The organism is Cupriavidus lacunae, from assembly GCF_003353055.1.
Lineage (GTDB): Bacteria > Pseudomonadota > Gammaproteobacteria > Burkholderiales > Burkholderiaceae > Cupriavidus > Cupriavidus lacunae.
Genome location: NZ_QKWJ01000019.1, coordinates 94,720 through 112,588, shown reverse-complemented (window position 1 = coordinate 112,588; position 17,869 = coordinate 94,720). Strand labels below are relative to the sequence as shown.

Below are 17,869 nucleotides of genomic sequence, written 5' to 3'. Positions count from 1 at the left end.
CACAACAACCGGAGGAAACCGGCAATTGTAAACGAGATCCTGGAAAAGCGCAAAGAAAACAGGCACATAGCCTGTGAGCGGCGGCCTCGCCACAGCAAGTGCGGCGTGCGGCTCAGATCAGGTCGGCGAGAAGGAATCCCGCCAGTGCGGCAAACGCCACCCATAGCGCGGTGCGGCGCAACGGGCGACGGGGTGCGTGCTTGTTCATGGCAGCATTATAGATGCGCCCCATCCGAACCCCCTGGGCGCATCCCCCGATCGGGTACTTTTAGATAGTGGGCCATACGTAGAACGCCGCGTGCATCGCATATAATCGTCCGGTTTTGCGTAACGGTGATCATCTTGCCCCAGCCTTCCGCCACTGCCTTGCTTGCCCCGGTCGCTGCAGACATGCGCGCGGTCGATGCTGTTATCCGCCAGCGGCTGTCTTCTGAAGTCCCCCTGATCGAACAGATCGGCGAATACATCATCAGCGCGGGCGGCAAGCGCCTGCGCCCGGTGATCCTGCTGCTGATGGCACGCGCGATGGGCTACGACGGCAACCGCCACCATGAGCTGGCCGCCGTCGTGGAATTCATCCACACCGCCACCCTGCTGCACGACGACGTCGTCGACGAGTCCGAACTGCGGCGCGGCCGCGACACCGCCAACGCCGTGTTCGGCAACGCCGCCAGCGTGCTGGTGGGCGACTTCCTCTATTCGCGCGCGTTCCAGATGATGGTCGATGCTGGCAGCATGCGCATCATGGAGATCCTGTCCAACGCGACCAACGTGATCGCCGAGGGCGAGGTCCTGCAGCTGCTGAACATGCACGACCCCGACGTCACCGTCGAGCGCTACCTGCAGGTGATCCGCTACAAGACCGCCAAGCTGTTCGAGGCCGCCGCGCAACTCGGCGCCGTGCTGGCGGGCGCCGACGCCCAGATGGAAGAAGCCGCAGCCGAATACGGGCGGCGCATCGGCACCGCCTTCCAGCTGATCGACGACATGCTGGACTACACCGCCAGCGCCGAGCAGATGGGCAAGAACGCCGGCGACGACCTGCGCGAAGGCAAGCCCACCCTGCCGCTGCTGCACCTGCTGGAACATGGCACGCCCGAGCAGCGCCAGCTGGCGCGCGATGCCATCGTGCAGGGCGGCACCGAGCACTTCGACGCCGTGTTCGCCGCGATCCACGCCAGCGGCGCGCTCGACGTCACCTTCGAGGCCGCACGGCGCGAGGCCGAGGCCGCAGAGCAGGCGGCACGGCAGTTCCCGCCGTCCGAGCTGAAGGAAACCCTGATCCAGCTCTGCGCGTTCTCGCTGCAGCGTCAGTCCTGACGACGTTGAAGGCAGCGGAAGCGGGACGAACGGCGATTTTCCTCGCCCTCTTCCATTCCCAAAAAAACGCTGCTAAACTTACGTTCTTTGCTGCTGACGGTCAAACGTCTGCCAGCGAACCAAATCGGGGTGTAGCTTAGCCTGGTAGAGCGCTACGTTCGGGACGTAGAGGCCGGAGGTTCGAATCCTCTCACCCCGACCAGAATTATCCTTGTGAATCAAGGGCGAAACCGCACAGGAGACTGTGCGGTTTTTTGCTTTCTGGGGTCGTCTGCGCCAAATCTGCGCCACCGCCCATGGCTTTCGTGCCACTTCCGCGCACGGATAAAAACGGTTCCTGCACTGGTTTTCAACCATGCTTTGAGGACACCGCAGATGGCCAACATCGAGAACCGCAGCCGCTACACCGTCACCGTCAAGAACAACGACGCGCTCGCGCGCACCTTTCCCTACAGCCAGCTCGAGCAGGCCAAGGCCTACCACGCCGAACTGCGCCGCCAGGGCTACAAGCCGAGCCTCGGCCAGCGCGAGGACACCATCGCCATCCGCATCCGCCAGAAGGGCCACCGGGACCTGAACTACACTGCCAGGTCGCTCGACGAGGCCGACAGGCTGGTCCAGAAAATCGAGGAGGAACGCAGCCGGGGCCTGTTCGTCGACTACACCAAGGCGCACCAGGTCAGCTTCGCCGACCTCATCCGCCGCTACATCAAGGAGGAGGGCCCGAAGAAGAAGGGCTGGGAAAAGGTCGAGAAGTACAAGTGCCTCGGCTGGCTCGAGGACCTCGACGGCACGCTGGCCAGGCGCGACCTCCAGCGCGCGGCCGAACAGGCCGCCGGCGGCCGCGCCACCACCGCGCGCGGCGCCATGCGCACGCCGGCCAGCGACCTCGACTGGATGAACAAGCCGTTCGCCGAGGTCGAGACCCTCGACCTCGAGCGCTACATCAACGACCGCCTCGAGGTGGCCGCGCCCGCCACGGTCGACCGCGAGGTCGACGTGCTGTCGGCCATCTGCAAGGTCGCCATCACGGTCTGGAAGTACCGCGTCGCCGAAAATCCAATGACCGGCGTCCGGCGCCCGCGCTACTTCAACGAGCGCGACCGCCGGCTCAAATCGGGCGAGGAGGCGCGGCTGCTCGCCGCCGCCCGCGAGGAGGACCGGCTGCGCTCCATCGAGCTGCGCACCGAGGCGCTGATGGCCGAAGCCCGGGCCCACGCCGCACAGCTGCCCACCGTCTACCAGCGCAAGGGGCACATCAAGGTGGCCCTGGAAGCGTGCCGGGCCCAGGCCGAACAGGACTACGTGCACGTGGCCCTGCACGAGACCCTCACCCAGTTTCTGCTGATGACCGCCGCGCGCCGGGGCGAGGCCCTGTCGCTGACCTGGGACAATGTCGACCTGGAAGGCCGCACGGCGTTTCTGCCCGAAACCAAGAACGGCCGCTCGCGCAAGCTGCCGCTGCGCGCCGACCTGGTCGCGTGGCTCGAAACCCTGGGCCGGGACAGCGAACTCGTGTTTCCGATTAACGACTCGACGCTGCAGAAGGCCTGGAAGCGCATCGCGGCGCGCGCCGGCCTCGACGACCTGCACCTCCACGACCTGCGCCACGAGGGCATCAGCCGGGTGGCCGAGACGCGCAAGTTCTCGCTGGTCGACCTGCAGGCCTTCAGCGGCCACCGCGATACGCGCATGCTGATGCGCTACGCCCACCTCTGCACGACGAAGCTGGCCCACTCGCTGGACGAGGCCTTCTCGGCAAAGGGGGAAGGCCAGGCCACGGTCGTCCACCGTGGCCGCCTGCGTCTGCGCAGTGGCACGGGGCCGTCGATTTCCGACGTGCTGGCCGACGGGCCGCAGCCTGCTCCCGCCGCGCCTGCGCCCGTTGCCGCGCCAGGCGCCGCGACGACCAACATCATCCCCTTCCCCGGCCGCCGCGCCCTCGGCCATTGAGGCAGTGGCGCCAGCCCCCACGGCGTGGCGATAGCGCGGGAAACCTCAAGGCCGGCGCATGGCACCGCCAGGGCGCCACTTCACCGCAAGGAAAGCGGCCCACCAAAGGGTGGGCCGTGCCTTCTGAATCATCCGTCAGCCTCGCGATGGGCGAGGCTCCTGCCGTAGCGCCAAGCGCCGCAGATGCCGGCTAATCGTTGTCATGCTGCCCCGCCCCAGCTGCGAGCGCACATTGCTCGGGCCGACGCGGCGCTTTTGGTGCCTGAGCGCGACGCAGGCTTGCACGACGTCGACCAAGGTGATGCCCGGTCGTCCTGCCATTATTTGCCCTCCTCTGAAATCCGCCCATGGGCGCATAGCACGTATAGGCAAAGACGTCGGATTACGTAATCGATAGTTGAATTTCGTAATCTAAATTTGGTGCGTTCCCGACCTTCTTTGTGCATGCTGTTTTGGCATTATTTTTAAAGGGAAATGTAGATGAATAAGACTACCGAGTTCACCGGCGTCCGCACGGTCCTCCACTTGTCTCCCGCCGTGTGCGCCGCTGCGCTGTCAGCGGCCCAGCAATCCGGACAGAGCCTGCAAGAATGGCTTGAAGACCGTGTCGGCTACGCGATGGCCGATGACAGCGTCATGCTTGATAGCGGGCTCGATGCGGTGGCGCCATGGTCTCTGGCATGCGCCGACCTGTTCGCGCAGGTGGCCAACAGCGCGCCGGAAGCGCTGCGCGGCCGCTGGGCCCTGCTGTATGAGCGCGTACGGCTCGAGCGGTCCCTGTGGCATGAACCGAGGCAGACTGTCGAGGAAATCGAAGCGGGTGCGCCCTTCAGCGAGCCTTACATCCTGCTGCCCAGGCTCCGGGCAGCGTGGTCACGCCTGTGCGCCGCCACGTTTTGCGTCTAGCAGAAGAAATGGCCCCGCATGGGGCCATTTTTGAATCATTGCACGTCGATACCTAGGTCTGCGAGGATTTCGAGGGGGTCTTTCCCGTCCTCTGTGGCGCGATACCACGCCTGCTCAAGCGCATCCGCCAGCGTGACCCGCTCAAGCGCTGACAGCTTGCGGAGCTTCTCTACCGGAAACGACGCGCGCGGCGCCATATTGACGCGGCCGCAGGGATACCCTTTGAGGAGTCTAAGCGCCCCTCGATGCCTTGAGGTCCTGATACCAATCCAGCAAGAATTTGTCGTCCGGTACCTTGAGCTTGAGCACTTCGAGTCCTGTGCGAGCGGTCCAATTACCGTCTTTGTCATACCCGAAGAGTTCCCAGTCGTCGCTGACTTGCACGATTTGCTGTGCATCATCGTCGTAATGGATGTACGGGAAGGCGTTGATACTAGCCACCAGAGCAGCTCGAAACGTGTCGAAACTTGCGAGACTCTCAGACGCATACGGCTCTTCCCAGAAAGTATTCACACCGTCATGCCCAAGCCCGTTCCACTCTCCACCAATGGTACACACCCGCGTCAGCTCTACCGAAGCAATTTTCATTTACAAGCCTTTCAATTCAGATTATCTCCAGAAATCCAATATTCCTGGATAACGAGATAAGTGTAGATAAGAAGCGCCTTCTTGAAAACTGCATCCAATCAGATGCACTCACCTAACTTTATTTTTCTACATTAATCAGCGTTTGTTTCTATTTGGCTGCGTTGTTGAGTGCTTGCAATATTTTTTTTATCTTCGGTTGCTTCGTCGCAAGAAAGCAACACTTGCTTGTCGCTTTCCGGCAGTACCGTGGCTTTCTCTACGACCACACAAGTGCTGACGACCGCGATGAGTGCGACCACGACTGGGACGCTGAGGTGCCACGAGCCAAAAGCAGCAAGCCTCAGGCGCCCTCCTCGCCGCCGCCCCTCAACGTGAGTTCATTAAAAAAATTGTTGCTTCTATTCAGATTTCACACACGTTAACGTCTTCCAGGGGAATCAACCCAAGCGAGTCGCAGAGTACGGCGAGTATCTTGATGTGCTGCGTGCGTCAGCAGAAGAAGGCCCGGAATTGCTGGCGGAGCAAGTCGCTGAAGCCGTACTTGGCTAGGCATCTTTTGCTGCGTATCATGGGCGCCGAAGACTGCGTAAAGCGGGTGCAAAAACGCAGCGCCGCCCGGGCATCCGGGTCCGACCTGGAGTAGGAATTCTGCCGAAAGGCAGATAGAGAACCCTGCATGCGACGGCCGCCGGAAAAGCGGCCGTTGGTTTTTCTACCTCCTGCAGGGCAGGCCCATGGGATGGGACACGAGGTAACGCCTAAGTCGGAATGGCTCACTACACGCTTTCCAGTAAGTCTCGCCGCAGCGGCGTTGTCCATCTCGTAACAGACCCAAACTTTGGAGGGCCACTCAGCATGTCAGCCGCTTTTCGACGCTACGTGGGCATCGACTATTCTGGAGCCCAGACTCCCGGCGACAGCTTGAAGGGCCTACGGGCTTACATGGCCACCCATCAGAATGCTGACCCAGTGGAAGTCCTCCCTCCCCCGAGTCCTCGCAAGTACTGGACACGGCGTGGCATTGCTATTTGGCTGGCGGACCTTCTACGAGAAGACGTTCCTACCATCGTCGGCATCGACCACAGCTTCTCGTTCCCGCTACGGTACTTCGAGGTCCATCACTTGGAGCCCGACTGGTACGTGTTCCTGGAAGACTTTCAACGACACTGGCCGACCGACGAGGCGCACGTCAACGTTGACTTCGTCCGCCATGGTCTCGCCGGCAACGGCGCCGCCCGGCAAGGGAATTCCAGGTGGCGACGCATCACCGAAGAGCGCTGCAAGGCCAAGTCGTCGTTCCACTTCGACGTGCAGGGCTCGGTGGCCAAATCGACGCATTCCGGCCTCCCGTGGCTGCTGTATCTCCACAGACAGCTTGGCGATAGGGTTCATTTCTGGCCGTTCGACGGCTGGGACGTTCCAGCGGGGCGCTCTGCAATCGTCGAAGCGTATCCGTCGATGTGGAGGCACGTGTTCACCGCGCAGGGCGGAATGACAAGCGACCAGCACGACGCGTACACCGTTGCGGAGTGGCTACGGCGGGCTGACCATAATGGTCGATTGCAGGCGGCGCTTCACCCCCGGCTACCCCCTGCAGAGCGAGCGATTGCGGAAATCGAGGGCTGGATTCTCGGGGTCGGTTCCGACTAATTGGGTTCGAGCAATTGCAGCGCTGCGCCCCGAGACAGTCCAGCGCGCAGCGCCCTGGCATTGCATATCGCATCGCCCGCCTGATGAGGGTCCTTGAACTGTGAAATCCAGCACTCCCGTATCCGAACGCCTTCCATCACGGTAACGTTGGCCAACCGATTGACACGAAAAGCCGCAATCGAAACGTACTGGGATATTTGCCAGGGCTTCGCCCAAAGACTGCTTCCTGGGCGTAGTTCGGCACGCCTCTGGCGTGCCCTAACATAGACCGGTGCCTTGCACCGCTTGAGGTGGCTGGCGGAGGCCGAACGCCCCGCCGGCCACACTCCGCCCTGTTGAGACTAATCTTTCTAGAGAAAGATTAGAGCGAACGCCGAAATCGCCTGAAAACCCTTATTTCACAAGACCTTCCGTCTGCCCGAGCGTTCACATAATGACAGGGTTTCGTTCACGTAAAGACGGGGGACTTATGTGAACGCCCCGCGCGGGGTAAGGTCGTCTACGAGGACGACGGGCTGGTTGTCGTGCTACGCCCCGTCTTTTCGTGAACGCGCTTGGCCCGCATATCAAGTGAACCAGCCAGAGACGTCAGTCGGCGTCTTTGGGACGCTTTGCTCAGCAGCCTCCAACTTGCTATTAGGTGGCTGCTTGTGGCAACGCGGCGAGCGCTTCGGTATGGACGCACGCGCCTCATCCTGAAAACGCTGCCGAGTGACTGTCACAGATTCGGCCTGTGCCAGGCATGACCCAGCAGACGCTTTCAACGTCCATCCCGGAAGCTGGCTGATGTCGCTCAATGCAACCCGCAACAACTGACGCCGGCGCCGCAGCGTCGATGCCGCAACCGGGCGCCCGTCTGGCCAGACATAGGAGGCCAGCGTGTCCAGCCTGAAAGACATGGTATTCCCCAGCCTGATTCGCACCGACAACGCACAGTGCAAGGCGCGTGCAGCGTCCGAGCGCAATGCCAGACGTTCAGTCAGCGAGACGGGCGAGAACTGCCGGCCCACGAGTATCTCAGTCAGTCGCCAATTGAGCACGACCTGCACGCCATTGCTGTCGCCACGCCGCCACTGCAGGAGCCGAGAACAGACCTGCACCCCAGATGGTGAGGTCGCCCATACCGTCACCTCGCAAAGTCGCTCCAGTTCTAGGCGAATTTGCCGGGCGGCGTTGCCGCCCTCGGCCTGCCGGCCGCAACGCCGTATCAACTCGCTGTAGCTGACAGCTAGCGTAGCCAGCGCCACAGGCTCACCCTCACGGGTTGGCACCGGCGGCATCGCGTCGGGGCTGTCAGCCCCATTTGCAAGAGCGCCGACCAATGCGTTCCAATCACTCAGGCCGGCGTGTCCTGCCGAATACTGCTCCGTGGCCAACTCGAGCAATACCAACAGCAAGGTCTGCTCAGGCATGCCGAGCATATCCGGTCCGCGCAACCGCCACTCAACCCCACCAAATTCGCATCTGGCGTCCAACTTCGGGCGCGGGCCTTTGCTGAGTGAACCGAATATCGCAGCCGTCGGCAACATAGGGTCGTACCGCACGATACGCTTTTCCCGGGGCGTCCACTTCATTGCGTTGCTCCCGCTCGCTTCCTCGGTGTCACTGCACGCGTCGATGGCTGATTCGGCACCCAGAGCGACATCATCCCGGACTGAGGCGCCTTGCGCAGCACCACGGTATCGCGTGGGCCCGAATAGTTGGACTTCGAGATATCAAATCGAACAAATTGACGCAAATCGGCCCTGTCAATGCCGAATTCATTCGCCAACGATTCGGACACCGGCGATAGATTGGCTTGCCAGCGGACGCCGTCCGTGAGGGCCGTACATCCTCGTGACGCGCCGACCTGCTCCCCCGTACCGCTCGAAATGGAACTGCGATTGGCGTGATGTGCAAGAAGAACCGCGCTACCTGTTTCGCGTGCCAGACGCTGAAATTGCATGACCACCGCAGTCATGAACGCCGTATCGATTTCGTCGCCCTCATGAAACTGTCGCAGCGGGTCGAACACAATCAGGCGGGCACCCTTGCACAACTCCACCAGCAGGCGGTATTCCTTTGTGCCGTCCCCCATTCGGACCAGTGACCCGTGGCCACCCATGGGATACATGCCCAGATTGGCGTCCAATAGCTCCAGCAAGGCGTGCCGGTCTTCGCGGCTTCTGGATGCCATAGACGAGGCCAATTGCTCTGTGGCCTCGTGGACCTTGTGGTGCATGACGGCCAACGTTTCCTCGGCCAAGAACAGCGCGACCTTGGCCGGAGACCGGTCGGTGCCATCCAGCGCCCCTCCAAGAACGGGCTGGCCGCATGCAATGGCGCCGCAGATTTGCGTCAGGAGCGTCGTCTTGCCAAGCCCGCCAGGAGCAATCAACGAGCCAACCGTTCCCGCCAGCAACCCCGGGAGAACGTACTTCAACGCCGGAGGTGGGGTACGCAGGATTTGCCGAATATTCATGCGCAGGTCTGCGAGTGTGGTCATTGCCCACCTCCCACGACATGCTCCGCGAGCCAAGCATCGACATCAGCCTGGCGCCACCGGAGCAGGCGCGTGCCGGGGATATGAAGACGGGGCGGGACGGCCAGAGGATTTCGGCGCAAATCCTTTTTAATCGTTTCAGGGCTGCGACCGAGCAGGGCCCCGAGTTCATGAATGTCTAACAGTTTCGACATGGGATGTTCACTCCAGAGAAGCGTTTCGCTGGAGCACGTTGGGCAACAGGGCTCTACGCGCTCGCAGGTGCCACGACGTGGCTCTGGGTGTAACCAACCGTTTTATCCTTCAGCACCGGCGACCATCCAGGTCATCGATGCTCCCTCCGTGAAAGCCGCACCCGCAGCCGCCTTCGCCGACCGCGCTGCACGTTTGCGAAGGGGAAGAGCCCACCAGGTGGCGGGCTCTTTTGTCGGCGCTTTTGTCTCGCTTTGCTTGAGTCCTGAAAGAAAACCGGCGGCGGGACGCCGCCGGTATCCGAATCATGAATCAAGGGAGGGGGCGAAACCCCTGCGCCCGTTGCCGAGCATTTCCCTCTCCTTCACTGGCGGTTCGTTAGGGTGCCAGCCCCAACTTCCACCCCATAGGTCACTGCCATCCTCGTCTCGGTGCCAGCCGATAGGAAGTGTGTAGGCAGGACTATGGACGGTGGGCGCCTTGTCATCGGCGCCCATTCCCCTTGAGCCCGGTGCCACCCGGGGCTCTCGTTCATCACGAGTCTCGTCACGACTCTTCCGACTCGACCGTTGTATGCCAACGGCCGGCCGCTCAACCGCACGCTCCAGTTTGCATCTCGGGACTGACCCACCATTGCTGGTGGCCCGACCTTCGTCGCGAGCAGTTGTCTTATAGGCGTTGGTTTCCGGGGTAGCCATCTCCCCGGACCGCCGCCCATTTTGCCTTCGTTAGAAGTGTTGAGCTTGGCGAGCAGACCACCAGTCCCTCACGAACCGTCTTGCTTTCTGGCGCATCTCCAGATTTCGCACCCCCGAACCCATTAAGCGGGGTGGTACTCATCGCAACATTCTCGGCTCGTTTCCAGGAATTCCAGGCACTTCAGGCCCTAGCTGGTTCTTACTCTCCCCATGCCCTCGCGGGCACTTACACGCTTTTGCTCTCGGCGAGGTGAAGCACTTCCGGGCGCGACCCCGGTCATCCTTCACTCCCGTGCCAGACTCCTCCACCGATTCTCACTCGGTGTCATGTCTGGCCCTGCAGGCTTCGACCCGTCAACGTACTGTTGACCGGCCTCGCGCTGCCCTGCCTGTCTACGTGGGGGCTTTTCGTCGTGCATCTGGGCCTTTTCAGGGGCGCCAGGTAGCACGCCGACGGCGGGCTTCAGCGGCGCGAATACGCGCCGCCATACCGCATTCAACAAATCAGGAGCTCGCACCGGGTGATGAGTCCGGTGGTCACAGGCGAATGCCCCAGCCTCGCGCAATGCGCCGGCTGTCCGTTTCCGAATCGCACGGGTTATCCGTGGCTTCGTTCATGAAGTAGAGGCGGGGGATTACTCCCAGCGGAAACCGCTGGGGATTACTCCCCGCCCCCCTTCCGGCACGTGACGGGCGCCCTTTTAAGACGCATCACGCGCTGCGGCATCGGTGGCTAACTGATGAGCGCCGGAAGAAATGACGAGATAGTGAGCGAGGTCGGTTGGCGGCCGACCTGCTCACTGCATGACGATGAACGTTGGCAATGGCAGGCGTTGGCAGCGCCTCTGACCTCGTGCGAAGTGTTGGCACATTTCGCAGCTGTCCTGTGACGTATAGGAACGTGTCAGTCAGCCAAAGAGCTCTTCAATCAGCGCATCTATCTTTTGTCCGTCGATTCCGCCTTTCTCATCGTCGTGGGTTACGACCAGCGTTGCCCTGTCACCGCCACCTTCCTCGAGCAGGCGGACGCCGTTCTCCCGGTACCACTGCAGCTTGTTCTCCCAGCGCTTCCGGTATCCCTCATCGGACAACATTCCACAGTGCTCCCATAGAATGGTGCGTCCTAGCGCCTGGTCCTCGATGGTGAAATCCGGCAACCGGTAATGCAGGCCGTCTGCGCTGTAGAACGGCACCTCATACCCCGCAACCACATCGTGCGCTGCCAAAGCGTCGTCGATGATGACCTCCGACTTCGAGCGTAGCGCGGTGCCTCGACGCGAGCGGTGTATGAGCTTCTCGTCCATCCATTTTCCGTTCACTTCCACGGGTGCCGGAAGCATCGAGGGGTCTTCCTTCTCGAACAAATTCGTGAAGCGCCCCGGAATAACGGCGTTCTCATCGGTGGCCAGCTGTTGCAGCTCCGACAAATCACCTTGATGGAGGACGACCACTCGGCGCTGCTGGCGGGTCAGCGCCGTGTAGAGCATTTCGCGGGTGATGAGCCGGCTCTTCTTGGGCAAGACCAGAATGGTGGTACCGAATTCACTCCCCTGGGCCTTGTGAACTGTCACTGCATAGGCCAGTTCGAGCAGCGCGCTGCGCTCATCATCAAAATCCCACGGCGCGAAGTTATAGACGAATCCAGGTTGCGAAGAGAATTCCACCTTTGTTAGCCAAGGCGCATTGCCCTTCGCGCCAGCGCTCAGCATTTCGCCTACGACGACACCAATCTCGCCATTGGCGATGTACTCGAGCGCCTCTTCCTGCGGGGTGACGTACTTGCGATTGTGATTCCGCACGTTGATAACCTTGTCCCCGTAGACGATACCTTCCTGACCGCGCGCAGGCGTGATTCGACCCCGCTTGTCAGACCGTCTGCCTGCCCACGCCACAGCATCCTTGCGGAAGGTCTTGTGTAACAGGCGATTGATGTCCTTTGCACCCAGCACATCATTGCGAAGAGGGGTCAGCACCTGCCACGCTTCGACCTTCGTGGCTGCGCCTGGATTGAATTCCACGGTCTTGTCGCCTAACACGCCACCGTAACTGGTTGCAAATGTCTGCTGGTCCTCGAGCGACTGCAATTCAAGTTCTGTGCGCAGGACTTCTAACAACTTCGTACGGAGTTCTTCCGTCGTATCCCAGCGGTGCGTCACGACACGCCCAGTAGTATCCCCCGCCCCTTCCAGAATGGACCAGATTTCGTCCTCGCCAGGTGCCAGCGGTCTGCCACTGAACCAATTAGCAAGCTGCAAGTCGACCGGGTAGCTATCCTGCTCGCCCGATTGCTTGTGCCGACGCTGAATGGTCAACTCGGCATACCCTCTCCTGACCATTGGAAACACGACATTGGGCTTGTCGTGCGTGAGGTACGTGACTGCATCGAAGAAAGGCTTGCCGGCACCGATTGGCGGCAGCTGCCGAGGGTCACCGACCAGGATGAGTCGGTCCACGCTAGTCTTTACCGCATCGAACAACGCACCCAGCATATCTTCCGTGAGCATCGAGGCTTCGTCGACAATGACAGTCTTACAGCCTTTATAAGGCGCGCCAGAAACGGTCTTGTAGACACCCGTCCGACTGTCGTAGCGCTTTCCGCAGCCGGCAAGAAACTGAGCCACTGTCTGAGCGTCATGGCCGCATTTTTGCGATAACTGCACACGCGCCTTGCCCGTAGGTGCCAGCAAGAGGACGCCCGTTGCCGCGATTTGTTCGTGCTGACACAGCGCTCGGAGCACAGTCGTCTTGCCCGCGCCAGCCGGCCCGACCAGGACGGAGAAGCGCGAGGCAGCAAGCTCAGCCAAGGCGGCTGCCTTTTCCTCACGTGCCCTCACCTCGTCTTTGTCCGCCTCATCAAGTTCTGGAAGAAGCCTATCCAGGCGTGCTCGCCAATCGTCCTGGAACGTGAACCTCTTGCCTTGGTGGACCCGGTCAGAGATTTGCTTTGAAAGCAGCTTCTTGAAGGCGACGTATCGCAAGAGCTGCAACGCGGGCTTGCCACCTTTCAGTACTACCCTGCTAACTTCGTAGGGAAGAAACTCGGCGACAGCATCGATGACGTCCTCCGAAGCCGGGCACGGCGGCTCCAGCTTCGCGTTGCGAATTCCGAGAACCACAATGTCTTCAGGAAGCATGGTGTGACCGCCGGAGAGCGCGGCCGCTTCAAGCTGCCCAATGACGAGGGCCCGCACTCTGCGCTTGTCCAAAGGTCCAGACATTCGCGACGGGTCTGGCAGTGGGTGCTTCTGGGCAACCACGTCCGCCGGATACGCGCCCCGGTCAATGGTTTCCAGTGTCACGCGCTCCAGTTTTCCCTCATCCGACGTCGGGACAGAGAAGCGGTCGCCTTCATAGATAAGATACGGATTCTCGAGCAGCTGCGAATCTTCGTACTCAAGCCCGGCAGCGCCGCGCTCGGCTCGAACGTAAAGTCGGGCCGCCTGTTCGTTTGTCAATGCAAAGCGAGCTAGGAGTTTGAGCAAGTCCAGACGACTAGCCTTGAGCGCCTTCCACTGGCCAGTCAGGTCACCAGTGACCAGCTTGGCCAGCGTCGGTGGCAGGGACGCTGGCTTGCGCATGACCTTGTCAACAAGTGGCCACGGGTCGTCGTTCTCGTTCAAGTGCTCTGCCAAATGCAGCGCCAAGAAGTTCCCGTGCTGGACTCCAAATGCAGACAATGCTGCGCCAAGTCCAGGATAGGGGCCCCGCAGCTTCCACAGCTCGGAGATTCTCGCGTCAATCCAGCGCAGCGCTTGCGCGACACCGTCCGCCCGGTGGAGCACCTCTTTCGCCGCTTCAAGCGCCAACCGGCACTCGAGCAGCGAAGACAAGGCGCCATCGTGGGTGACATGCTCGGCTCCGTATGAGAACTCCGAAAGCCGGTCCGCCGGCGAAAACGCCAAACACCGGCTCCAGTCCACGTCCGCCCCTTGTTCTTGAGCTGCCGCTAGCTCAGCATACGGCATCAAGAACCCACCATCGCCGACCTCCGCACGAATCGAATGGCGGACTACCACGTCCCAGACATAAGAGGTGTCTGCATCTGCCAACTTTCCTTCGCGTTCGTACTGGAGAGGCTTGCCGACTTGCTCTACACGCCCAACGCCGATTAGCACGCGTCTTGGGTCATCCGAGAATGGCGTCTGTTTGGCATAAAAGAAGCACAGCGAGCGCTCTACCTTGATGGCAGAGAAGAAGCCATCGAGCATTGCCCGCTGGTTGCGACCATTTTGAACCCAACCGCCTTCGGTCAACCAGCTTGGTTGGGTGGGCTCGCGTGCGAGGTCATAGTCCAAGCGCCAGCCCTTGGCGATGTCGTCGGCAAACTCGCGACGCATCCATTTGAACGGAATGCACGCTGCGGAGAAAGGAGGTTGCTGCAGTCCCATCGTCTGCAGGTCGTTGTGCGCGGCACTATCCGAATGTTTGTACGGGTGTGTAAGGTTGCGCCGCAAGGTGAAGGGGGCCATGAAGGTTGCCCGCTCCTTTAGGCAAGGCGGCAACATGCTTTCCTCAATCTCGTCAAAACGGCGGCCCGCGATACATATCTCGGCTTCATCACGCTTGGCCTCAGCGATTTCTGGCAGTACTACGCACGCGCCATTGTCACGTGGTTTCTTGCATACGGTACCCCGCCACTGGTCGTCATGCCAGGGGACCCGAATCGAGATGTGATTCACGAATGTCATCCTCTTCTCCCTCATTCATCTTGACTGCAACTGCGCCTGGAATGTCGGGCTGGCGGTTCCGCCCATTAGCAGCGGTCGCACATCCCGCTCTTGTGGGACATCAGGCAAAAGGCGCCTTCTTCACGCTCTCTTCTCCCTGAACTACAACAAAACACCAATTCTTGGCTCGCGTCACTGCGTTATAGAGGAGGCGCCGTTTGCCTTCGTCGTCAGAACCTACGGTATAGGGCCAGATAACAATGACGCCATCAAACTCGCGGTTCTTCGCCTGATGAACCGTCAACGCCCGGCGCCCCAAGTCTGACTTGTACGCCCGCGCGCGATGAGACGCGACGATACGCTTCGCCCTCACCAAGACCTCTGCCGCAGAAACACTTGAACGCCCAGCGACGTTCTCCTGCCGCTGGAGCCACCTCAAGAGCGAAGTACGCAGTGTCGAATCTGGCATACCTGCAATGCCCCTCCGGGTTGCTTCAAGGCTGTCAATCTCAGTGGACAGCAACCCTTTCAATTGGTGCAGGGCACCCGAATCGAGTTCCTCCCACGTTGTGGGAAAGGGGCCAAGCTTCCTCTGCCCGCGTTGTTTAGTGGAGATGTAAGTGACGAGCTGCTCGGCATGCCCCCTTGACCTAGATGGAGTAATGATGGCGATGCTTCTGCGGGGTTTTGCGTAAGTCAGCTTCGACGCTATATAAGCGGCGGCCATAGCAGGCGCTTTGAACCCAATGACGTCGAAGACCTTGCCAGGGGTTGGGGGCCTGCCATCGCGAATCGCAGTGGCTGCATCCAGAAGTTCTTGGACGTTCGTGCGCTGCGGCTTGTCGAGAACCTCCACCTCACAGGCTCTAGATATCCAATTAACAATTGGACTCGGGCGCCGCTCCTTGTCCAGACACTGGAAATCGTCAAACGCCACCAAGACTTTGGCATGGTCACCCAGAGAAGAGACAAGACGCACCCGTCCCTCATCAAGGTCTTGAGCTTCGTCCAAGAGTACCAACGGGTACCCTGCACCAACCCAGCCTCCGACCACCGCCCGCTCGAGCAAGTCGGCGGCGAGACTGCATTGCTGGTCGAAATCGACTTCATCGGTGGAGGGCTGGCAAAGGTGGGTCGCAAGCTGCCGCCAGCGTTCTCGAATGTTTCTTGCGAACCCGTCAACGGTTACACAGTTATAGCGGCCCCTCAGTCCCGGAATACCACGAAGTCTCTGGTCGAGGCGCTGACGCGCACCATGCATAAACGTCAACGCCAAAATGGACTGTCCAGGCTTGAGTGGGTTCGCGAGCAACTCCTCCTCCAGTTTCTCCATGAGCCTGAATGTCTTGCCATATCCTGCTGCTCCGCTCACACCCCATACACTCATGGCTTGAAAACCCGTACAAGGAAGTTGGCCTTCCCTTCCACTCCGTCGGAGAAGAGCGTTGAGCGCTTCCCGAGAGCTTCCTCGGTCACCGCGTTCAGAAGTTCGCGGGCGCGATAGCGGGCCGCAGGTGTCGACGCAATCGCTTGCGCCACGCCCTCATACGCAACTCTGTTCTGTTTCAATCCACCGTCGGACCGGTCATCGCTCTTAAGGCGGGCAACAAGTTCCTGAACTGATGCGATAGGCGGCGCGATGTCCTCGATACCATTGACCAACTCGGGAGCAGCATCGACAACCCACCCAACAACGTCCTCGATGGTCCAGTCATCGCACCACCTCAATGCACGCGATGGCGGCTCAGGGAGTGCGCCGAGCCCGGCAATGTATTCCTTACCCTTGACGTCGCCATCAACCAAACAGAGAGTCTTCGGATGTAGAGAACGTAGGCGCTTGTAGGTGTCAACTACCGCCGCGTCTCGAGTGCGAACGAGTCCCACGTGGGCTGAGAATCGCGACTCGTCATCGCTTTCCCAAGTCTGCTGTGCGTCAACCGCAGCGGTCAGGAGCTCCAACAGTTCGCCATCAGTTAGGCCTTCGGGAATAAGCACCGCATCGTGCATCAAGGCAGCAATGGTGTCCTGCCGATGCAACTCGAATAACTTCCTCACTCCGTTCTTGTCACTGGCCTGAGACTTGACAGAGTCCAGAGAAGTAGAGGTTAGAACACCGTCGATGTTTCGGAGAACAGCTAGCGCCCGTGGGTCAGACATCCCTGCCACGGTCGGCGAATGAGTGGAAATGAATGTCTGTCTGGATAAAGACTGCAATCGCTGGACCACGCGGCGTTGCAAAGGGGGAGGAATGTGCAATTCAGGCTCTTCCATTGCCATCCAGAAGCTCTGACCAGCCTCAGCGCGACGGCGTCCTAACTGGAGAAGTAGCAATAGGCTCTGTAGCGAAACCAAGCCTGTACCTTGGCGACGCGCAGGTATGACTGGACCGTCGACGCCATGAGCAAAGTGCGGGACCAACGCATCTAGGACCCCCTCGCTATCCGTCGAGGTGACTCTCAACCGCAGCGACGGTACGGTCTGAAAAAAGCCGTGAAGCTCATTGTTGAGCGCCGTGATGATTGGAGATATCTGTCTGTCATTCTCCACCGGCTCGGTTGGCGCTCTCAGACGGTCACGCTCCGCTAAGACGGACTGAGAGGGAAGGCCATCTCCCGAACTCACCACTCGACGGAAGAGTTCGCTACCAAAAGAGATGACTCGGTCCCAGGCGCGATTTGCCGGTATCAGGAAGAACCCCAACTCCCTTAGAAGACGTTGAGGAACGGAATGGTAGTTTTCTTCGTCAAACACGTCGCAATCTTCGTCGTCAACGAAGTAGCGCGCGGTTTCGATTTCAAGGTTCTGGCGGTCGAACCTGGCGGCAAACTCAATCTGGCACGCGAGGAGCGATTTTGCGTCCCTCGGCTCTGGGATGAGCTGTCTGGTCTCAGGGTCAATCCACTTGGGAACGGCTCTATCAGGAGTGAACCAGTCAGTATTCTTGGCTGGGTCATTGCCGGGAAATCCTACGATTGTCGCCGTTAGCTTGATGCGGTCAGTCGCAACAGGGTTGCCACCAAAGAAGTCATGCTCTGTGAGGGCACGCACAAGTCGGTCTCGGCCGAAGAGCAAGGCCAGCGCCTCGATGACAGTAGTCTTGCCACAATTATTGGCGCCGATGAAGACGTTGTGCAACCCGAGCGAAATATCCGCCTGGCGGATTCCCCGAAAGTTCCGAATGCTTAGCGTCAATAGCTGCACAGCGTCCCCTATTTGCACGTCTATGCGCATTCTAGCCAATGTACCAAGGCTTTGTGATGTCGGTTGCAGCGGGGTCAAGAGGCGAATGTACCCGCACAAGCATTGCGGCATGCCACACAGCATGCGCGGTAGTGCCGCACAAGTTGCGCGGAATGCTTGGAGACAGGATGGCGATTCTGTCGAATCGCGAAAAATTTTCAGGTGGTCTCGGT

The 17,869-nt window shown here is 60.3% G+C and carries 12 protein-coding genes and 1 tRNA gene; 5 read left to right on the top strand and 8 right to left on the bottom strand.

Going from position 1 to position 17,869, the window contains the following annotated elements; translation table 11 throughout:
* Positions 1-390 precede the first annotated feature (390 nt).
* The 3 genes from ispB to DN412_RS17155 all read left to right on the top strand — a co-directional run bounded on the left by ispB (position 391) and on the right by DN412_RS17155 (position 3,273).
* Positions 391-1,320 (top strand): octaprenyl diphosphate synthase, encoded by a 930-nt coding sequence (ispB, locus tag DN412_RS17165; protein WP_115212728.1) that lies wholly within the window; start codon positions 391-393, stop codon positions 1,318-1,320.
* Positions 1,321-1,445: 125 nt separating this feature from the next.
* A tRNA-Pro gene (locus DN412_RS17160) sits at positions 1,446-1,522 on the top strand.
* A gap of 173 nt (positions 1,523-1,695) precedes the next feature.
* Positions 1,696-3,273, top strand: a complete 1,578-nt coding sequence (locus DN412_RS17155) for a site-specific integrase (RefSeq protein WP_115212727.1) — start codon at positions 1,696-1,698, stop codon at positions 3,271-3,273.
* A 135-nt stretch (positions 3,274-3,408) separates the two neighbouring features.
* Here the strand turns inward: DN412_RS17155 and DN412_RS45855 are convergent, their stop codons facing one another.
* On the bottom strand, positions 3,409-3,594 hold the full coding sequence (locus DN412_RS45855; RefSeq protein WP_161564010.1) for a DNA-binding protein: 186 nt from the start codon (positions 3,592-3,594) through the stop codon (positions 3,409-3,411).
* 159 nt (positions 3,595-3,753) lie between these two features.
* Between DN412_RS45855 and DN412_RS17145 the strand changes: the two genes are divergently transcribed.
* Positions 3,754-4,179 (top strand): hypothetical protein, encoded by a 426-nt coding sequence (locus DN412_RS17145; RefSeq protein ID WP_115212725.1) that lies wholly within the window; start codon positions 3,754-3,756, stop codon positions 4,177-4,179.
* A 231-nt stretch (positions 4,180-4,410) separates the two neighbouring features.
* On the opposite strand, the gene DN412_RS17140 is transcribed toward DN412_RS17145, so the two are convergent.
* Both DN412_RS17140 and DN412_RS43420 read right to left on the bottom strand, forming a co-directional pair.
* The gene (locus tag DN412_RS17140) at positions 4,411-4,767 is read right to left on the bottom strand and encodes a hypothetical protein (protein ID WP_115212724.1); all 357 of its coding nucleotides are present in this window, start codon (positions 4,765-4,767) and stop codon (positions 4,411-4,413) included.
* Positions 4,768-4,898: 131 nt separating this feature from the next.
* Complete coding sequence (locus DN412_RS43420; protein WP_161564009.1) at positions 4,899-5,066, bottom strand: hypothetical protein; 168 nt, start codon at positions 5,064-5,066, stop codon at positions 4,899-4,901.
* Positions 5,067-5,622: 556 nt separating this feature from the next.
* Between DN412_RS43420 and DN412_RS17135 the strand changes: the two genes are divergently transcribed.
* On the top strand, positions 5,623-6,417 hold the full coding sequence (locus tag DN412_RS17135; RefSeq protein ID WP_115212723.1) for a hypothetical protein: 795 nt from the start codon (positions 5,623-5,625) through the stop codon (positions 6,415-6,417).
* A 566-nt stretch (positions 6,418-6,983) separates the two neighbouring features.
* On the opposite strand, the gene repC is transcribed toward DN412_RS17135, so the two are convergent.
* From repC to DN412_RS17105, 5 genes are all read right to left on the bottom strand, one after another.
* Positions 6,984-7,991, bottom strand: coding sequence for a replication protein C, IncQ-type (gene repC / locus DN412_RS17130; RefSeq protein ID WP_115212722.1), 1,008 nt, complete (start codon positions 7,989-7,991; stop codon positions 6,984-6,986).
* Positions 7,988-8,902, bottom strand: coding sequence for an AAA family ATPase (locus tag DN412_RS17125; RefSeq protein ID WP_115212721.1), 915 nt, complete (start codon positions 8,900-8,902; stop codon positions 7,988-7,990). The genes repC and DN412_RS17125 overlap by 4 nt, the downstream gene beginning before the upstream one ends.
* A gap of 1,795 nt (positions 8,903-10,697) precedes the next feature.
* Complete coding sequence (locus DN412_RS17115; protein WP_161564008.1) at positions 10,698-14,477, bottom strand: AAA family ATPase; 3,780 nt, start codon at positions 14,475-14,477, stop codon at positions 10,698-10,700.
* A gap of 100 nt (positions 14,478-14,577) precedes the next feature.
* Complete coding sequence (locus DN412_RS17110) at positions 14,578-15,789, bottom strand: ATP-binding domain-containing protein (protein ID WP_244222678.1); 1,212 nt, start codon at positions 15,787-15,789, stop codon at positions 14,578-14,580.
* A 50-nt stretch (positions 15,790-15,839) separates the two neighbouring features.
* A complete protein-coding gene (locus DN412_RS17105) occupies positions 15,840-17,657 on the bottom strand; it encodes an ATP-dependent nuclease (RefSeq protein ID WP_115212742.1) in 1,818 nt (605 codons plus the stop codon).
* Positions 17,658-17,869 lie beyond the last annotated feature (212 nt).

Bases quoted from the DNA above. Each gene is read 5' to 3' on its own strand.
- DN412_RS17155 (WP_115212727.1), top strand. From the start codon at position 1,696: ATGGCCAACATCGAGAACCGCAGCCGCTACACCGTCACCGTCAAGAAC.
- DN412_RS45855 (WP_161564010.1), bottom strand. From the start codon at position 3,594: ATGGCAGGACGACCGGGCATCACCTTGGTCGACGTCGTGCAAGCCTGC.
- DN412_RS17125 (WP_115212721.1), bottom strand. From the start codon at position 8,902: ATGACCACACTCGCAGACCTGCGCATGAATATTCGGCAAATCCTGCGT.
- DN412_RS17140 (WP_115212724.1), bottom strand. From the start codon at position 4,767: ATGAAAATTGCTTCGGTAGAGCTGACGCGGGTGTGTACCATTGGTGGA.
- repC (WP_115212722.1), bottom strand. From the start codon at position 7,991: ATGAAGTGGACGCCCCGGGAAAAGCGTATCGTGCGGTACGACCCTATG.
- DN412_RS17145 (WP_115212725.1), top strand. From the start codon at position 3,754: ATGAATAAGACTACCGAGTTCACCGGCGTCCGCACGGTCCTCCACTTG.
- DN412_RS17135 (WP_115212723.1), top strand. From the start codon at position 5,623: ATGTCAGCCGCTTTTCGACGCTACGTGGGCATCGACTATTCTGGAGCC.
- DN412_RS17110 (WP_244222678.1), bottom strand. From the start codon at position 15,789: ATGGAGAAACTGGAGGAGGAGTTGCTCGCGAACCCACTCAAGCCTGGA.
- ispB (WP_115212728.1), top strand. From the start codon at position 391: ATGCGCGCGGTCGATGCTGTTATCCGCCAGCGGCTGTCTTCTGAAGTC.
- DN412_RS17115 (WP_161564008.1), bottom strand. From the start codon at position 14,477: ATGACATTCGTGAATCACATCTCGATTCGGGTCCCCTGGCATGACGAC.